This is a genomic window from Cohnella sp. CFH 77786, from assembly GCF_019400745.1.
In the GTDB taxonomy this organism is placed as follows: Bacteria; Bacillota; Bacilli; order Paenibacillales; family Paenibacillaceae; genus Cohnella.
Genome location: NZ_WJIB01000018.1, coordinates 38,284 through 55,212, shown reverse-complemented (window position 1 = coordinate 55,212; position 16,929 = coordinate 38,284). Strand labels below are relative to the sequence as shown.

Genomic DNA, 16,929 nt, shown 5'->3' with positions numbered 1-16,929 from the left:
GTTCTTCCCACAGGGCGGCAGGACCAATCGGAAAGCGGGGATTCAGCTCTGATGAACGTTATCGAAACAGAAAACCTAAGCAAAAGTTACGGCAAAGGAAGCACGAAGGTCGATGCTTTGAAGGACGTGACCCTCTCGATCGGGCAAGGCGAATTCGTCGCCGTCGTCGGCGCCAGCGGGTCGGGCAAAAGCACCTTGCTGCACATGTTGGGCGGCCTGGACCGTCCGACGTCCGGCCGGGTGATGATCGACGGGGAAAACTTGTACGAACTCAAGGAGAAGGAACGGGCGGTATTCCGCCGGCGCAAGATCGGGTTCATCTTCCAATCCTACAACCTGATTCCCGTGCTGAGCGTCGAGGAGAATATCCGGCTGCCGCTGCTGCTCGACCACCGCGAGCCCGACAAAGCCTACGTCAACGATCTGATCCGGACGCTCGGCCTGGACGAGCGGCGCAAACATTTGCCTTCGGAGCTGTCCGGCGGCCAGCAGCAACGCGTGGCCATTGGACGGGCGCTCGCGTACCGCCCCGCTATCGTGCTCGCAGACGAGCCTACGGGGAACCTGGACACGGCCAACGGACGGGAAGTACTCGAATTGCTGAAACTCGCGGTGCGGCGTTTCCATCAGACCGTCATCGTGATTACGCACGACATGAACATCGCCTCGGAAGCCGATCGCGTTCTCCGGTTGCAGGACGGCCGACTCATCGCCGACACGCGCGGAGGAATGCGGCCATGAAAGGATACGGATTTCTAGCGGGACGGTACTTGAAGCAGCAGCGCAGACGGTCGATCCTGACCGTGCTCGGCATCCTCATGTCCGTAGCGCTCATCAGCGCGCTGGGAACGATGGGACAAGCGCTCAAGGACAACGTTCTGTTGCAGCAAATCGACGAGAACGGGTCTTTTCATTTCGGTTATTCGAAGCCCGCCCCGGATCTCTATCGTAAGCTGGAAGACAGTGCGTTGATCGACAAGGTCGGTGCCGTGCGCACCGGTGCGGGAACCCCGCTTGGACCTAACGATACGGTCTTCGTCCAAGAAGTGAACGAAGACGCTCTTGAGATCATGCCGATCCATCTCGCATCGGGAAGCCTGCCGGGTTCTCCGGACGAGGTGGCGGCGGAAGAATGGATCGTGCCCCGGTTGCCGGGCAAACCCAAGCTGGGCGATGAAGTGACGCTGACCGCACCGAATGGAAAGCCGCATGCTTACCGATTGGTCGGCATTCTCAGGAACGACCGTTCTTCCCAAATATCCCGGTCCGCCAAGGCGGTCACCCTGATGGCCGATGCGGATCCGGCACGGAGCGAGGATGCTTCCGGCCATGTGCAGCTATTCGCCACGTTCAAGAAAGGAGTCGACATCAGCTCCCGACTGGCGGAATTCGCCAAGCTCGGGGACCCTTTCATCACGAACGGCAGGGTGCTCGCGCTGATGGGCGAGTCCCAGGATAACGGCTTAAACCGCACGTTGAACGTGATTTTCGGAACGCTGGTCGGCCTTGTCGTGCTTTCGACTATCGCGGTCATCTACAATGCCTTCCACATTTCCGTTCTCGAACGCATCCGCCAGTTCGGCCTTCTGCGCACGATCGGCGCCACGCCGCGCCAGATTCGCAACTTGGTGCTTCGGGAAGCGACGATGCTGGCTCTGATCGGCATTCCTCTGGGTCTGGCCATCGGCTGGGGCGGCTTGTGGCTGACGCTGTGGCTGATGATTCAAGGCGGGTTCCGGATTTTGCAAATGGACGATTTCCGCCTGACCTTCCATTGGTGGATCATGGGGCTCAGCGTCGGCGTATCGATCGCTTCGATCTATCTTGCCGCTTGGCTGCCCGCCCGCAAAGCGTCCCGGGTGTCCCCGGTGGAAGCGACGAAGGGGGCCGGCAGCATCGTACGGGAATCGTACCGGCGTTTGCGGATCCCTTCCCTTCTCGGCCTGCTGGGCGTAGAGGGCCGAATGGCCGCGAACAATATCCGGCGCAACCGGACCAAGTTCCGCATCACCACGTTCTCGATCGTCATCAGCGTCATGCTGTTTATCGTGTTCCATTATTTTACCCAGCAAGCTTTCGATATGACGGTCGATCGGACCGAGAACGACAAAATTGCTTTTACCATTGCCCAGACCATCGTAAAAGTGCGCTCTGAAGACGGCAAAACGCCTGCGGATCGGGTAAGCGATATCGTATCTCCCGGCACGATGGACCGGATCGCGAAGCTGCCCGGGGTGGACGCCGCTTACGGCCGGTACGAAATGCCGTCCTCGACCGCCATCGTTCCGGAGTCCGTCGTCAATCCCGACTTCTCTCGCAAGATGAAATTCCATTTCACCGAAGTGAACTTCCAAGGTACGCAAGCGCAGCAAATCTCCGCCGTTCTGCAATTGTACGACGAAGCGCGGCTGGCCAAAGCGGAGCAATGGCTCGAGTCCGGCACGGCAGATCCTGCCGAACTGGCGGCGGAAGACGGCGTTCTGATCGTGCAAACGGTCAAGCCTTACAATCCGGATTCGAAAAAACGGGAACTGCTTCCGCTCACCCGCTACAAAGTCGGAGATCGGCTGACCTTGCAGTTTGGCGAATCCGCTTCGGAGCCGTCAACGGCTCGGCAAGTCAAAATCGCCGGAATCCTCTCGCAATCGCCCTTCGATTCGGCCTATCAGCCGGACGCGTTATACGTCATCGGAACCAAATCGACCATGGCCAAGCTTCTTCAAGCGGTTCCTGCCGAGAAGCGACCGATGGGAACGGCGCTCATGGGCGTCGACGTCGCGCTGAAGGACGGAGCCGACGCTCAGCCGGTGCGCGAGGTCCTGGAGCAAATCGCGGCCGACATTCCGGGAGGGCAGCTGATCAATGTCGTGGATCGGCAGAAGGAAGAACGTCAATTCGCGGTGCAAATGAAAATCTTCGTCTACGGCTTCCTCGCCATCATCGGACTGATCGGCAGCTTGAACATCGTGAATACGGTGCAAACCAACCTGCTGCTGCGGCGCCGGGAGTTCGGCCTGCTGCAGGCGGTCGGCATGACGATGGGCCAAATCCGGAAAATGGCGACGGCCGAAGGCGTATGGTTCGGAGTCATCGGCGGTTTCTGGGGACTGCTGCTCGGGACCGCGCTCAGTTGGTTCTTGTTCTCGCAGCTCTCCAGGGTGCAAGGAATCCCCTTCGATTTCCCTTGGAGCGGAGCCGCCATCGCCAGCGCGTACGCCCTGGGAGTCGGCCTGCTCTCCGTGCAAGGCCCGCTCCGGAGGATGGCCAAAGCCAATCTGATCGAAGAGCTCCGGGAAGATGCCTAGAAGACTAGCCATAATCGCATAAAGAGAAGGCCGATTTCGGCCTTCTTTTTTGCGTCACGGCGGGCTATGATGACAGTAATTCACAGTTATTGGGAGAGGATGGTCAGCCATGTCCTATTTATCCGTCAGCACCTGGAGCCTGCACCGGCTGCTCGGCCCGCTTCGGTGGACCGGGTGGGACGAAGAGCGCCGGACCCACGTCACGCACGTACAGCCGGAGCCCGAAACGATCGCTTTGCTGGAATTGCCCCGGGAAGCGGCCAAGCGGGGATACGAAGCGGTGGAGATTTGCCATTTCCATTTTCCGTCAACGGAGCCGGACTACTTGTCGTCTCTTCGGCAAGCGTTCGAGGAGTCGGGAATCTCCTTCGATACGCTGCTGCTGGACTATGGGGATTTGACCGCAAGGGATCCTGCCCGGCTGGAGGCGGATCTGGCTCTCATCCGCAGGTGGATCGGCATCGCCTCCGAAGCCGGAGCGAAACGGATCCGCGTCATCGCCGGGCAGGCGCCGCATACGGACGGAGACGCGATCCGAGCGTCTGCCGAACGTCTGAAGGAGTTGTCGGCGTATGCGTCGAGTGTTGGGGTGAAAGTCGTATCCGAAAATTTTCAGGCGCTCACGACAACGGGCGAGAGTTGCGCCAAGCTGCTCGGCTTCACGGGGGACTCGATCGGCTTCATCACGGATTTCGGCAATTTCGAAGCCCCTTCGAAGTACGACGAGTTCCGGGCGATCTTGCCGCACAGTCTGTCCGTCCACGCGAAAGCCGCTTATGACGCTGACGGCTTCCCCGACGAAGCCGAGTTCCGCCGGTGCTTGGACACGATGAAGGAGTCCGGCTACAACGGCGCGGTCGTGCTCATCTATGACGGACCCGGGGACATGTGGGAAGGGCTGGAGCGGATTCGCCGCATCGTGAGCGATTACCTGTGAGCTTGCGGGCTATTCTCTCGGAGGAGCGCAAGTTTCGCGGATGATCAATTCCGTCGGGAAGATCACGGCCGGAGCCGGACAATCCGGGTTCTGGATCATTTCGTCGAGCAGCTCGACGGACTTCCGCCCGATGCTCAGCATGTCCTGACGAACCGTCGTCAACGCGGGCCGGACATTGCGCGCGATTTCCAAGTCGTCGAACCCGATGACGGAGATGTCATCCGGCACGGACAATCCGGCATCGCGGGCGGCGTCAATCGCGCCCAGGGCGGCGTAATCGGAGCAGCAGACGACGGCCGTCGGCTTGGCGGGCTTGGCGAGCAGCGTCTGCATGGCGGCGCAGCCCCGCTCCCGGGAATAATCGCCGTAGGCGATGTAATCTTCCGTATCGGGCAATCCAGCCTGGCGCAGGCCCTTCCGATAGCCCTCGAGCCGCAGGCGGCCGACATACGACTCCGGCATATCGGATATGAGCGCAATCCGGGTGTGCCCCAAATCCCGCAAATAGCAGACCGCCCTGGCGATTCCATTCACGTTGTCCGAGCTGATGTAGCCGGCGCGCGGGCCCTTCACGTCGAGATCGATGAACACGGACGGGATGCGGGAGGCGATCAATTCGTCGAAATTCGAATCGTCCAGGAATCCGAAACCGACAACCCCCTCCACGTTGCGGCTCTGGCAATGGCGGACGAAGCTGTATTCCTTGTTCTCGTAGGACAGCTGCGCCAGGTAAATCAGGTCGTAGCCTTTGGCTTTCAGCGCCTGCTCCATGCCGGCGAGGATATTGGTGAAGAACGAATGCGTCAGTCCGGTCGTCAGGAAGACGCCCAGCGTCATCGACCTTTGGCCGACAAGGGCTCTGGCGGCCGCGTTCGGCTCGAAGCCCGTCTCGCTGACGATGCGCTGCACCTTCTCTTTCGTTTTCTGACTCACCGTCGTATAGCCGTTCAACACCTTGGACACGGTCGCCACCGACACCCCCGCCGCTTTGGCCACGTCCCGTATGTTGGTCGCCATTCCGTTCCTCCAATTCGTTCATGTGAATTTGTCTTTGAGCTTACGATACCTTGATTATACAAGGTTTACAATTGTTTTCGCGACGCTCGACTTTCCTCGGGACCGGATTTCTGTTAAAATGATTATCGCATCGCGCGCCCGTAGCTCAGCAGGATAGAGCGACAGTTTCCTAAACTGTGCGTCGCGGGTTCGAATCCCGCCGTGGCGCGCCATACATAACGCTCGAAGAACCGCATCCGTGTGCGGTTCTTTTTCATTGGCGGGATGACCGGAAACGCAAAAACCTGATTGACGCCCTTTACCAAACGTGTTATATTCATCCATATCCAAGTTTTCAATCATTCCGAAGGAGGTCGTCAAGATGCGGATCACATTCCAGATCGTCCCAACCAATCGAATAAGCTTGCGTCTGACGGCCGACCTTGTCTTGCGTATGCATTAGTCCCCGCTATGTATACCTCGCTCCAGGCGATTGCGCCTGGAGTTTTTTTGTCCTTTTCACGTTCCTTTCGTCTGATTTTAAGCCGAAAGTGTCTTCATACGAGGAAGAGAGGGGAGCTTTACATCATCATGCCGCAAAAAGAAACCTTATCCATGGCCTGGCTTCTCCAGTACATGCGTCCCGTGAAGTGGCGAATGCTTGCGCTGCTCTTCCTGCTGCTCGCAGCTACGGGTCTGCAGCTGATTCAGCCGCAGCTCGTTCAGAGATTCATTGACGACGCGGTTGGCCAAGGAACGGTTCAAACCCTGGTCTCGCTGGCCGGTTTATACTTGCTCGTCGCGGTCGTGACCCAGTTGATGACCGTATCCGTCGACTACCTCGGCAACGACGTCGCCTGGCGCGCGACAAACGAGATTCGTTCCGTGCTGCTGAAGCATTGCTTAAGCCTCGACATGCGCTTCCACAATGCCAAAACGCCGGGCGAGATGATCGAACGGATCGATGGAGACGTCACCCTTATGTCGAACTTCTTCGCAATGTTTATCGTGAAAATCGTCAGCAGCTTTGTGCTGCTTGCCGGCATACTCGGCTTCATGTTCGCCTACAACTGGCAGATCGCCGCCGTTATGACCGTGTTCACGCTTCTATCCCTTGCTCTGATGTTCGTCATCCGGGACCTCGGCGTGAAAGCCTCTCAAGCGGACCGGCAAGCCGGCGCTGCCTTGTTCGGCCTGATCGAAGAGCGGATCGCGGGCGTCGAAGACGTGCAGGCAAACGGCGGCGTTCCCCGCCTCATGCAACGCTTCCACGTCTCCATGCGGAACGTGTTCCGGACCGGCCGCAGAGCGTGGATGCTTCGGGTATCCCCGTGGAACGCCACCGTAGTCATGTTCACGATCACCGTTACCGCGGTGTTGCTCATGAGCGTGCGGCTTCATCTGAACGGAGCTATTACGCTGGGCACGCTCTTTCTGTTCTTCCAATACACGCAAATGCTTAACGATCCGATCGAACAGCTTGACGATCAAATGCAGGAGTTTCAGAAGGCGAAAGCCGGCATGCGGCGCACCCGGGAACTGCTTGCCTTGCGCAGCGAGATCAAGGACGGCAGCGATACGACGCTGCCTGAAGGGCCGCTCGGCATAACGTTCGAAGGCGTAAACTTCGGCTACAACCATGAACAGCCGGTGCTTCGCGCCATCAGCTTCGAGCTGCAACCCGGCGAACGGCTCGGAATCGTAGGCCGTACGGGCAGCGGCAAATCGAGCATCAGCCGTTTGATCTTGCGAATGTACAATATTCGCGAAGGCATCATCCGAATCGGGGGGAAAGACATTCGCCAGCTTAAGCTCAATACGCTGTATGGCCGAATCGGTATGGTGACGCAGGACGTCCAGCTGTTCGACGGAACGCTTCGCGATAATTTGACGCTGTTCAACGCCCATATTTCCGACGAGAAGATTTGGGAGACGGCCGAAACGCTCGGTTTGCGGAAATGGATCGATGCCATGCCGGAGGGGCTGGATAGCCGGGTCGTAAACGGCGGCTCCTCGCTCTCCGCCGGCGAAGCGCAATTGTTCGCGCTCATGCGAGTGTTCCTGACTTCACCAAGCCTTATTATCCTGGATGAGCCTTCGTCCCGCCTCGACGCCGCGACGGAAGCCCGGCTGCAAACGGCGCTGGACCGGCTGCTCGCCAATTGCACGAGCATCGTCATTGCGCACCGGCTGTCCACGCTCGATAACGTCGATAAAATCATGGTGCTAAGCGAAGGCAGAATCGTGGAGTTCGGCGATCGGGACACACTCGCCCGCGACCCGCATTCGCATTACGGACAGCTGCTGCTGACGAACGGAGAGGAGGAGCCGGCATGACGGTAACCCGCTTCATGATGCGCCTGTTCAACTTCAGGCTATCGCTGTTTCTTGTCAACGGCTTGCTGTGGGGCGTCTTCCACTCCTTGCCGGTCGGCATCGGCCTCGGCATGAAATGGTTTTTCGACCGCGCCGAGAGCCAGACGTACGACTTCATGTGGCTGGCGGTGCCGCTTCTTGTCGTCGGCTTGGTCCGATTCACGCGGGTCGGCGTCTTCTACATTGCTTTCTTCGAGTGGATTACTTATGTGTACCATGTCCAAGCGGTTCTTCGCCGCAACTTGCTTGCCGGCATCATGCGCTGGCCCGGCCGCAACCTGCCCGCTTCGCCGGGCGAGGCGATGACGCGGTTCCGGGAGGACGTCGACGAGGTCGTAGAATACGTGGAATCATGGGTCGACTTCTGGGGCCGATTCGCCTACGCCGTCCTGTGTATCATCATTATGGCGAAAATCAATTGGCTGATTACGGCCGTCGCCATCCTGCCGCTTCTAATCGTTACGCTAATCAACAATTTGTCCGGCAATCGAGCCAGACGGTATACCCAGCTCAATCGGGAAGCGACCGGCCGCATTACCGGCTTCATCGCCGAGACGTTCGGAGCGGTGCAAGCGGTCAAGCTTGGTCGGGCGGAGGAACATGTGCACGCCCGCTTCCGGCAATTGAACGAAAGCCGCCGTCACGCGGCGCTTCGGGACAATCTGTTTAAGCAATGGATGAAATCGCTCAATCAGCACGTCCTAAGCATCAGCACGGGCATCATTCTGCTCATGTGCGCGGCCGAGATGAAAGCCGGTCGATTCACCGTCGGCGACATCGCCCTGTTTACCTCGTATTTGACGACGTTCTCGTTCAGCATCTCGCTGTTCGGCTACATGGTGTTCCAGCATAAGCGTCTACGCGTTGCGCTCGAACGGATGCGTACGCTCTTCCGTCCCGGCGAAGAGGACCAGGTGATCGCGCACAGCGACATTCATCTCTACGGCGATCCGCCGGAAGCGGAGAAGCCGGACGAGCGAGAGGAGGATCGACTGCAAAGCTTAGAGGCGAGCGGCCTCTGCTACACGTATCCGAACTCCGGGAACGGCATCCGCGGCGTGAGTTTCCGGCTCGAGAAGGGCAAGTTTCTGGTCATTACCGGCCGGATCGGATCGGGGAAATCGACGCTGGTGCGCACATTGCTTGGCCTGCTTCCGAAGGCGGACGGAACGATTCGTTGGAACGCCCGCGAGCTCGCCGATTCCGCAGCGTTTCTGAAGCCTCCCAGAACCTCTTACACGCCGCAGGTGCCCCGCTTGTTCAGCGATTCGCTGATGGAGAACATTACGCAAGGAAATACGGTGTCCCCCGAGGCGCTTCACCGGGCACTCCGGCTATCCGTCATGGAGCAGGACATCCGGACGTTGGACAAAGGACTGGATACCCTCGTCGGTCCCCGAGGCGTGATGCTGTCCGGCGGGCAAATCCAACGCGCCGCGACGGCACGGATGCTCATGACCGAATCGGATTTGTTCATCTTCGACGATCTATCCAGCGCGCTTGACGTGGAGACGGAGAAAACATTATGGGAGCGCCTGTTCCAAGAGCCCGGCATGACCTGCATCGCGGTTTCCCATCGGCGTGCGGCGCTCGCCAGGGCCGACCATATCATCGTCATGAAGGACGGAGCAATGGAAGCCGCGGGCACCTTGTCCGAGCTGCTGGCGACCAGCGAAGAGATGCGATTGTTGTGGCAAGGCGAGGATTTGGAGTCTGAACCCGAACAAGTGAAAGCGGAACAGATGGTGTAGACGGACGCGATCGCTGGATCGCTCTATGCAAACTCATCAGCCGCAAAAGAAAAATGCAGAGCCCGCCTTGTGCGGGCTCTGCTCCGTTCGCGATTGCGGGTCAATGAAACTCGACGTCGATTTTCTTCTTCGAATCGCCTTTCAGCTTGGGCATCCGGACTTCGAGCACGCCGTTCTTGTACGTTGCCGATACCCCTTCGGAAGAAACCGGGGACGGGAGGGCGACGGAGCGCCGAAACCGGCCGAAGTATCGTTCCTGGCGGTGCATGCGCTCGTCCTTAACTTCGTTCACCCGGTTCAAGGTTCCGCTGATCGACAGCGAATCTCGGTCGACGTCGATGCTGACGTCCTCTTTCTTCTCCAGTCCGGGAATTTCGCACGAGGCGACAACCTCGTTCTCCGTTTCATAGAGGTCAATGCTGACGCGACCCGTCCCTTGGCCGCCGAAGTGGACAAAAGGAAAGTCGTTCGTGAAAAATCGATCCCATTCCCGTCTCCAGTTGTCCAGATGGCGGAAAGGTTCATACGGCACTAATGGCATGCGGATATCCCTCCTGATGGATTTTCTCCACCTGAGGGTTCCCCATATGCGGCCCTTTATTCCCGCGGCACCCGTGCCTTGATCAAACAAGCCAGGCGACTGAAAACGTCCGTCATGCCTTATAATAAGAAATAAGAGTAACAAGCTCTTCAACGCGAGGCATAGCGCTCCATCATCGCGACTATCGAGGTGATCCCGTGAATCCCATTCCCAAACTGCTGATTGGTGCCGGCGTCGTCTTGATCGTCATCGGCTTGATCTGGATGGTTGGAGGACGGTTCCTGAACTTCGGCCGGCTCCCCGGAGACATCGTATACGAGAAAGGTCCCGTTAAATTCTATTTCCCTATCGTGACCTGCATTCTGCTCAGCGTCGTGATGTCTCTCATTTTTTACGTGGTACGGTGGTTCTCAAAATAACGGCCTCCCGTTCGGTGCCGGGTGACGTTATTATCGTCAGTGCAGCACCTTCGACAGGAAGCTCTTCGTGCGCTCGTGCTTCGGCTGTCCGAACAGCTCTTCCGGCTTGCCTTCCTCGACGACGTAGCCCTCGTCCATGAACAAGATCCGGTCGCCCACCTCGCGGGCGAAACCCATCTCGTGCGTCACGACGACCATCGTCATCCCTTCCTGCGCCAGCGTCTTCATGACGCCGAGCACCTCTCCGACCATTTCCGGATCGAGAGCGGAAGTCGGCTCGTCGAACAGCATGATTTTCGGCTCCATCGCCAGCGCACGAGCGATCGCCACCCGCTGGGCTTGGCCGCCTGAGAGGGAAGCCGGATACACGTCCGCCTTGGACTCCAAGCCGACCTTGCGCAGCAGCTCCATCGCCTTCGTTCGAGCCTGTTCGGGCGTCCGTCCCAGCACGCGAACGGGCGATAGCGTGATGTTGTCCAACACCTTCATGTGCGGGAACAGGTTGAACTGCTGGAACACCATGCCCATTTCGGCCCGGATTTTCGGAATGTCGGTGCCTTTGGCGAGCAGCTGCGTGTTTTCGATCCAGATTTCGCCCTTCTCCGGTTTCTCGAGCAGGTTCAGACAACGAAGGAAAGTCGATTTGCCGGAACCGGAAGGGCCGATGACGACGACGACTTCCTTAGGCATGATGTCGGCGTTGATTTCTTTCAGAACGGTGTGGGAACCATACGACTTCGACAGTCCTTTCACCCGGATCATCGGATTCATGGCCTCATACCTTCCTTTCGATATAACCCAGCAGTTTATTCAAGCTGTAGGTCAGGATGAAGTAGATCAGAGCAGCGGTCAAATACGGCTCCCAGATCTTGTAATATTGCGTTTGCATGGCTTTGCCCCAATACATCAGCTCCGGCACCGCAATGATCGATACGAGAGACGAATCCTTGATCAAAACGATGAACTCGTTGCCAAACGCCGGAATCATCCTTTTTACGGCTTGGGGGATAATAATGTGACGCATGGCTTGCCGGTTCGTCATGCCCAGCGAGTAAGCCGCTTCCCGTTGGCCTTTGTCGATCGATTGGATGCCGGCACGATAAATTTCTGCCGTATAAGCGGCAGAGTTTAAGCTTAAAGCGAGAACCGCTGCGATTATGGAATTCGTTGAGCCGTAAATGGCAGGCACTACGCCGAAATGAACGATGAGGACTTGAACAAGCAGCGGGGTCCCGCGAAAAAAGTTGATGTACGCGCTGGCAGGAAAGTTCAAAATCCGTTTCGGGGACATTTTCCCGAGTCCGATGACAAGCCCAAGTATAGATCCGAATAGGATACCAAGCAGCGAAATCCAGATCGTTAGCAATGTGCCCTTTAGAAGCAAGGGCGCATATTCATAAACGATATCGAACCTGAAATCCATGGAAGCCTTCCTTTCTAAGTGCGATTCCGGCAAAAAGCATGCGTAACGGCAACCTTACCATTACGCATGCTTAATCGCCAAGCTTATTTTGCGTTGAGGATGTTCTCGACATTCGGCTCATTGCCGATCCACTTCCGGTATATTTCCTTGTACTTGTCGCTCTCCAGCACTTTTTTGATGGCCGGATCCAGCTTCGCCTTCAACTCGCTGTTCTTCGGGAGCAAGATGCCATAGAATTCGGAAGGGAAATTCGGATCCACGGCTTCCAGGTTTTTATCCGGGTTTTGTTTCAAATATTCCCCTACGATTGCAATATCCGCTACAACCGCATCGACACCGCCTTTATCCAGCTCGACGAATGCCAAGGTGTTGCTTTCGAAGCGTTTCAAATTCGAATTATCTTTGCCCATGATGCCTTCCATGATATCATTTGCGGTTGTGCCTTCTTGCACAGCCACTTTCTTGTCCTTAAGATCCTCCCCGGTTTTCAATCCGCTGCCTTTCTTCGCGAGAATCATATTTCTCGACTCGAAATAAGGAGACGTATAGTCGTAAGATTGTTTACGATCATCGGTGATCGAAATGGAAGAAATTCCACCGTCGTATTCCGTTCCTTGCTTAACGAATTCGAGCATCTGGGTCCAACCCGTATTCGTGAGCGTGTACTCGAGTCCCGCTTCCTTCATGACCGCGTCCAGGAAGTCGGCGTCGAACCCGACGACCTTATCCTTGTCCATGAGTTCCATCGGCGAGTAAGCCGCGTCCGTCGCGAATTTGTACACTTTGCCGCCGGAGCCGCCTTCTTCTTTTTTACCGCATGCGGAAATCGCCACGACCAGCAGAGCGGCCAAGGCGAGAAAACTCCATTTCTTCATATTCATTTTTGCCCTCCCATGAGCATATCGGATGCATAAATTCTAGCAGGAAACCTTTTGGATGGCAATAAACATAACCTTTATAATAAGTTGGAAAGTATCAGCAGGGGAATTGGGGGGATTTGCCGTGAAAATCGTCCTTGCACCGGACTCCTTCAAAGGCAGCCTAACCGCGGCGGAAGCGGCGCTGTGCATGGAGCGCGGAATCGGCCGAGTGGTCCCGCCGGACTGGTCGCTGAAGAGAATTCCCATGGCGGACGGCGGCGAAGGCACGCTCGCTTGCCTCGTGGAGGCGACCGGAGGCCGGTACCGCAAAGCGAGGGTTCACGACCCTCTCGGACGGCTGATCGAGGCGGAGTTCGGGATACTGGGGGATGGAAGGACGGCCGTCGTGGAGCTGGCGGCTTCCTCGGGTTTGCCCCTGCTTCGAGCGGAAGAGCGGAACCCGCTGATCGCTTCGACTTTCGGTTACGGGGAGCTGATCCGGGCCGCCCTGGACGAGGGAGCGCGCCGATTCGTGCTGTGCCTTGGCGGCAGCGCCACGAACGACGGAGGAGCCGGCATGCTGCAAGCGCTCGGATTTGCCCTGTTGGACGGGATGGGCCATCCGCTTCCGCCGGGCGGCGCTGCTCTCAGCGGACTGGCTCGGATCGATTCCTCGAATGCGGATCCCCGTTTGCGGTCATGCGAATGGACTGTCGCCTGCGACGTCAACCACCCGCTTACGGGACCTGATGGAGCTTCCGCGGTGTTCGGTCCCCAGAAAGGCGCCACTCCCGAAATGGTGGAACGGCTGGACCGCTCCCTCGCCCGGCTGGCGGACGTGATGGCGGAGGAGACGGGCGTGTCGGTGCATGCCTTGGCGGGCGCCGGCGCGGCCGGAGGAACAGCAGGGGCGCTGTACGCCATGCTTGGCGCCACCTTGGAGTCCGGCGTCGGCCTCTGCATCCGCACGAGCGGATTGGAACGCGAGCTGTTGGAGGCGGATCTCGTGCTGACCGGCGAAGGGCGGATCGACGAACAGACGGTCCGCGGTAAAACGCCGTTTGGCGTCGTACAAGCGGCCTGGCGCCGGCAGGTGCCCAGCATTCTCATCGGAGGATTCGTCGGCACGGGGATCGACGAGCTGTACCGGTACGGCGCAGCCGCCGTATTCGCCTTGCAGGAGCAGGGAATGGATACGGCAACAGCCATCGCCCGCGCGCCGGAGCTGCTGGAACGCCGCACGGCGGAATCCATTCGGATGCTTCTGAACGGAGAAATCCAACTTGAAGGCCGCAGGCGAGAGTGGAGATAATTTCCTCAGAAATATGGTGGCTCTGCTCTTCCTTTTTCCGAATGGCTGTGCTATAATCGAATTCGTTCGCCGGAAACGGCGGCATCGAGACGTGGCTCAGCTTGGTAGAGCGCTTGGTTCGGGACCAAGAGGTCGCAGGTTCAAATCCTGTCGTCTCGACCATCTATACATCAACGATCGCGGCCTTCGGGTCGCTTTTTTCTTTTTCTAAAAGTTAGCCGGTGTATCTTATCGGTGTACCTTATCATCGGTATACCGTCACTACAATTATCAACTAAGAATAATATCCTCATTTTTTTGTTCAATGCCCTTTTGTACAATCAATCTTCGCTTTTTTGCAGCCTCCTTTTTCATCTCATCATTAATGTGATCTCCATAGGTGTCCAATGTAGTTTTACTATCACTGTGACCAAGTTCTGATTGCAGCGTTTTAATGTTGACACCATTATCTATCGACCAGACTGCAAAGAAGTGCCTCAGCGAATGAAAAGAAATACTTGGGACATCAGCAGCTTTTAACATTTGTTTAAAATCTCTTATGAAATTGCGTGGTTGAATTGGGTTGCCGACAGTATTAGTGAACACAAGTCCTTCTGACAACATAACTTCCACTTTGCGTTCACTATACCCAAGCAATTTATATTCATTTTCTTTTCGTTGTCTGTACTCTTCTAGTACAGCTACAACTTCCTCAGGGATTGCAATAATACGATTATGACTAGAATCAGTTTTTAAATCACTTATTTCATGTTTACTCCCAACCTTTACAAGTTGTTGTTCGAGTTTAATCATTCCGGATGAAAAACTGACATTGTCCCACCTTAGCCCAAGCAGTTCTCCTCTTCGAACCCCCGTGTATATTTCAAGAAGTATTGGGGCATAGTATTTTTGAAATCTGGGATGATTACGAATAAAGCATAAAAATGCCTCGACTTGCTCTTTCATTAATACCTTGATACGTTTACGCTTCTGCTTAGGGTAAGCCACTTTTAAAGTAACGTAGTCGGAAATAAACTTTTGTTCGGCTGCTTCTTTCAAAGCACTATTAATAATTTGACATAGGTGCTTCACAGTTTTTGCCGATAACCCTCCTCCTTTTCCGTCCAGTCGTCCACTCTCCAGTTTGTCGTTAATAAATTTTTGTAAATGGAGTCTTCTTAACTTAGACAACTTGTATCCACCTAAGATAGGTAAAATATGATTACGTATCAGGCTCTCGTATAATATCTTTGTCGTTTTTTTTATTGAATTGTTCTTTGTAATTTTCAACCATATTTCAAACCAATCAGCAACGGACAAGTTATTTGGTTCGATATAAATGTTCGTTAGTACTTCTCTCTTCAATTGATCTACCTTAACTTTAATTAGCTTTTCATCTTTCGAATATAATAGTTTATTTATCACTGTGCCGTCTGGCTTAAACCCCACTGGCACTTTAGCTACCCACATTCCGTCTGATTTCCTCTGAAAAATGCTTCCTTCCCCTTTTGAACGCCTCGCTCTCTTTTTTTTCTTCCTATTTAATACGTTTTGTTCTGGCATTATTTCTCTTCCCCACTTTCGGCTTTATTTTATGGCCAGTCTTGTCGGCGGCTCTTATATTCATGAACTAATTTGAACGCTCTTCACCACTCCAACTCGTAACTTGAACCCACGCTCCGACTTATCCACGAAACAAGCTCGCTTTCAGGAATTCTAATGAGCTTTCCTATCCTGATCACTGGAAAACCTTTTTGATTGATTAGCTTGAAAGCTGTACTTCTCCCAACGTTCAACTTCATACAAACCTCTGCAACTGTAAGCAATTTTAGTTCTTGATGTTCAACCACTACTTTCGCCATGTCTCCACCTTCAATCCGAATAAATGTTGAATAAACTTTGAATAAGTCTATTATACAAATGGCATTTTTTCAGATATCCTGCGAAGTGGTTTGGTTTTATGCTTTGCTGTCACCTTTAGCTCCCCAGTTTAAGTATTTAGTTGGTTGCGAATTTATCGAAATGATTCAATTCACTTGCTTGTTGAACAATATCATGTGTTGGAAAGTTAGTTTTATTTTAAAAAAACCTTGTCAAGACCTAATTTTAAAATTCTTTAACTTCAACGTCCGACCCATCCAAATTATTCCTAAGCGTATATCAGAAATCGTTTCTAACATTCGCTTTTGCTACTTAGACTCCCTGAGCATCTATTGGCCATTCGATGCGTTAAAAATGTAAGCTAATGGAAACATCCTCCAAACGCAGATAATCGCGGAATACATAAAGGTTATTAAAGGAATACAAAGCTTATTCTATTCATCCAATTCTACAAAATCGGTAATACACAACTTATAGAGTAAGAATAATCAACCGTCAGGATTAGGAATAATATACGAACATAAAGCTAAAACAAAAAACCCGCACCGAAAGGAGGGGTTTTCGTAAAGTAGGAAGCCACCATTATATATTTCATTTATTTCTTTCGAGAATCATGGAGTGATCGTTATAGACTCAAAATCCTCATTATGATAATCGACCTTATATCCAGCTTGTTCATAAAGTAACCTAATAGGCACAAAATCAGGATAGTTATAGATTAATGCATCTCCTGAATCTTCTTCATTTATTCTTTGTAGAGATGCATCCAACGCCGTAAATTTTATCAAAATCTGACTTCCGTTCATGAATGTAATAGACATACGCAACATTCCCCGCTCGGAGTACTCCAGACTGATTTTTTCAACGAAAGGGAGATCGATTATTTCATTTCTTTTTATAAAAAAACTATCTTCAATTACATAAGGAGTAAAATTGCCCGATCCAAGAGAATGATTATCTTTGGATAAATACTCAATGTACTCCTCGTGATGTTTAATTGTAATAGATTCATTCTTCATCGTTGCTTGTTTCACTAAAAAACCATACGCATATATTGAATCCGTTTGAAACAAGGAAAACACTGTAAATATAGACAATATCACAGCCAACCTCTTCATGGATGATCATTCCCCATTTTTTTGATAGATT

At 54.3% G+C, this 16,929-nt stretch carries 15 protein-coding genes and 2 tRNA genes; 9 read left to right on the top strand and 8 right to left on the bottom strand.

The window, feature by feature from the left end:
• The first annotated feature begins 51 nt into the window (after positions 1-51).
• The 3 genes from GE107_RS21810 to GE107_RS21800 all read left to right on the top strand — a co-directional run bounded on the left by GE107_RS21810 (position 52) and on the right by GE107_RS21800 (position 4,242).
• Complete coding sequence (locus tag GE107_RS21810) at positions 52-741, top strand: ABC transporter ATP-binding protein (protein WP_219642986.1); 690 nt, start codon at positions 52-54, stop codon at positions 739-741.
• Positions 738-3,305, top strand: a complete 2,568-nt coding sequence (locus GE107_RS21805) for an ABC transporter permease (protein ID WP_219642984.1) — start codon at positions 738-740, stop codon at positions 3,303-3,305. Before GE107_RS21810 ends, GE107_RS21805 begins: the two co-directional genes overlap by 4 nt.
• A 109-nt stretch (positions 3,306-3,414) precedes the next feature.
• Positions 3,415-4,242: a sugar phosphate isomerase/epimerase family protein gene (locus GE107_RS21800; RefSeq protein ID WP_219642982.1), complete on the top strand. Its 828-nt coding sequence runs from the start codon at positions 3,415-3,417 to the stop codon at positions 4,240-4,242.
• Positions 4,243-4,251: 9 nt separating this feature from the next.
• Here the strand turns inward: GE107_RS21800 and GE107_RS21795 are convergent, their stop codons facing one another.
• On the bottom strand, positions 4,252-5,259 hold the full coding sequence (locus tag GE107_RS21795; RefSeq protein WP_219642980.1) for a LacI family DNA-binding transcriptional regulator: 1,008 nt from the start codon (positions 5,257-5,259) through the stop codon (positions 4,252-4,254).
• Between the two features lie 134 nt (positions 5,260-5,393).
• Between GE107_RS21795 and GE107_RS21790 the strand changes: the two genes are divergently transcribed.
• From GE107_RS21790 to GE107_RS21780, 3 genes are all read left to right on the top strand, one after another.
• Positions 5,394-5,471, top strand: a tRNA-Arg gene (locus tag GE107_RS21790).
• A gap of 358 nt (positions 5,472-5,829) precedes the next feature.
• Positions 5,830-7,575 carry an ABC transporter ATP-binding protein gene (locus GE107_RS21785; RefSeq protein WP_219642978.1) on the top strand — a complete coding sequence of 582 codons (1,746 nt, stop codon included), beginning with the start codon at positions 5,830-5,832 and terminating at the stop codon, positions 7,573-7,575.
• Entirely contained in the window at positions 7,572-9,365 is a 1,794-nt protein-coding gene (locus tag GE107_RS21780; protein ID WP_219642975.1) for an ABC transporter ATP-binding protein, read from the top strand. Before GE107_RS21785 ends, GE107_RS21780 begins: the two co-directional genes overlap by 4 nt.
• A 100-nt stretch (positions 9,366-9,465) precedes the next feature.
• Here the strand turns inward: GE107_RS21780 and GE107_RS21775 are convergent, their stop codons facing one another.
• Entirely contained in the window at positions 9,466-9,906 is a 441-nt protein-coding gene (locus tag GE107_RS21775) for an Hsp20/alpha crystallin family protein (protein ID WP_219642973.1), read from the bottom strand.
• Positions 9,907-10,103: 197 nt separating this feature from the next.
• Here GE107_RS21775 and GE107_RS21770 point away from each other — a divergent pair, with 197 nt between their 5' ends.
• Positions 10,104-10,325 carry a DUF2905 domain-containing protein gene (locus tag GE107_RS21770; protein ID WP_219642970.1) on the top strand — a complete coding sequence of 74 codons (222 nt, stop codon included), beginning with the start codon at positions 10,104-10,106 and terminating at the stop codon, positions 10,323-10,325.
• A gap of 36 nt (positions 10,326-10,361) precedes the next feature.
• Here GE107_RS21770 and GE107_RS21765 read toward each other — a convergent pair whose 3' ends face one another.
• From GE107_RS21765 to GE107_RS21755, 3 genes are all read right to left on the bottom strand, one after another.
• Positions 10,362-11,087, bottom strand: coding sequence for an amino acid ABC transporter ATP-binding protein (locus GE107_RS21765; RefSeq protein WP_219643178.1), 726 nt, complete (start codon positions 11,085-11,087; stop codon positions 10,362-10,364).
• Positions 11,088-11,100: 13 nt separating this feature from the next.
• Positions 11,101-11,748, bottom strand: a complete 648-nt coding sequence (locus GE107_RS21760) for an amino acid ABC transporter permease (protein ID WP_219642967.1) — start codon at positions 11,746-11,748, stop codon at positions 11,101-11,103.
• A gap of 83 nt (positions 11,749-11,831) precedes the next feature.
• The gene (locus GE107_RS21755) at positions 11,832-12,623 is read right to left on the bottom strand and encodes a transporter substrate-binding domain-containing protein (protein WP_370636490.1); all 792 of its coding nucleotides are present in this window, start codon (positions 12,621-12,623) and stop codon (positions 11,832-11,834) included.
• A 127-nt stretch (positions 12,624-12,750) separates the two neighbouring features.
• On the opposite strand from GE107_RS21755, the gene GE107_RS21750 reads away from it, so the two are divergent.
• Together GE107_RS21750 and GE107_RS21745 are read left to right on the top strand one after the other, a co-directional pair.
• On the top strand, positions 12,751-13,920 hold the full coding sequence (locus tag GE107_RS21750) for a glycerate kinase (protein WP_219642961.1): 1,170 nt from the start codon (positions 12,751-12,753) through the stop codon (positions 13,918-13,920).
• 85 nt (positions 13,921-14,005) lie between these two features.
• Positions 14,006-14,082, top strand: a tRNA-Pro gene (locus tag GE107_RS21745).
• Between the two features lie 108 nt (positions 14,083-14,190).
• On the opposite strand, the gene GE107_RS21740 is transcribed toward GE107_RS21745, so the two are convergent.
• From GE107_RS21740 to GE107_RS21730, 3 genes are all read right to left on the bottom strand, one after another.
• The gene (locus GE107_RS21740) at positions 14,191-15,462 is read right to left on the bottom strand and encodes a tyrosine-type recombinase/integrase (protein ID WP_219642958.1); all 1,272 of its coding nucleotides are present in this window, start codon (positions 15,460-15,462) and stop codon (positions 14,191-14,193) included.
• Positions 15,463-15,545: 83 nt separating this feature from the next.
• Positions 15,546-15,761, bottom strand: coding sequence for a helix-turn-helix domain-containing protein (locus tag GE107_RS27295; protein WP_219642955.1), 216 nt, complete (start codon positions 15,759-15,761; stop codon positions 15,546-15,548).
• A 630-nt stretch (positions 15,762-16,391) separates the two neighbouring features.
• Positions 16,392-16,898 (bottom strand): hypothetical protein, encoded by a 507-nt coding sequence (locus tag GE107_RS21730; protein ID WP_219642953.1) that lies wholly within the window; start codon positions 16,896-16,898, stop codon positions 16,392-16,394.
• Positions 16,899-16,929 lie beyond the last annotated feature (31 nt).

Excerpts from the sequence above, each read along its gene's own strand:
- GE107_RS21785 (WP_219642978.1), top strand. The coding sequence starts at position 5,830 with ATGCCGCAAAAAGAAACCTTATCCATGGCCTGGCTTCTCCAGTACATG.
- GE107_RS21795 (WP_219642980.1), bottom strand. The coding sequence starts at position 5,259 with ATGGCGACCAACATACGGGACGTGGCCAAAGCGGCGGGGGTGTCGGTG.
- GE107_RS21765 (WP_219643178.1), bottom strand. The coding sequence starts at position 11,087 with ATGATCCGGGTGAAAGGACTGTCGAAGTCGTATGGTTCCCACACCGTT.
- GE107_RS21740 (WP_219642958.1), bottom strand. The coding sequence starts at position 15,462 with ATGCCAGAACAAAACGTATTAAATAGGAAGAAAAAAAAGAGAGCGAGG.
- GE107_RS21810 (WP_219642986.1), top strand. The coding sequence starts at position 52 with ATGAACGTTATCGAAACAGAAAACCTAAGCAAAAGTTACGGCAAAGGA.
- GE107_RS21800 (WP_219642982.1), top strand. The coding sequence starts at position 3,415 with ATGTCCTATTTATCCGTCAGCACCTGGAGCCTGCACCGGCTGCTCGGC.
- GE107_RS21805 (WP_219642984.1), top strand. The coding sequence starts at position 738 with ATGAAAGGATACGGATTTCTAGCGGGACGGTACTTGAAGCAGCAGCGC.
- GE107_RS21755 (WP_370636490.1), bottom strand. The coding sequence starts at position 12,623 with ATGAAGAAATGGAGTTTTCTCGCCTTGGCCGCTCTGCTGGTCGTGGCG.
- GE107_RS21780 (WP_219642975.1), top strand. The coding sequence starts at position 7,572 with ATGACGGTAACCCGCTTCATGATGCGCCTGTTCAACTTCAGGCTATCG.
- GE107_RS21775 (WP_219642973.1), bottom strand. The coding sequence starts at position 9,906 with ATGCCATTAGTGCCGTATGAACCTTTCCGCCATCTGGACAACTGGAGA.
- GE107_RS27295 (WP_219642955.1), bottom strand. The coding sequence starts at position 15,761 with ATGGCGAAAGTAGTGGTTGAACATCAAGAACTAAAATTGCTTACAGTT.
- GE107_RS21760 (WP_219642967.1), bottom strand. The coding sequence starts at position 11,748 with ATGGATTTCAGGTTCGATATCGTTTATGAATATGCGCCCTTGCTTCTA.
- GE107_RS21730 (WP_219642953.1), bottom strand. The coding sequence starts at position 16,898 with ATGAAGAGGTTGGCTGTGATATTGTCTATATTTACAGTGTTTTCCTTG.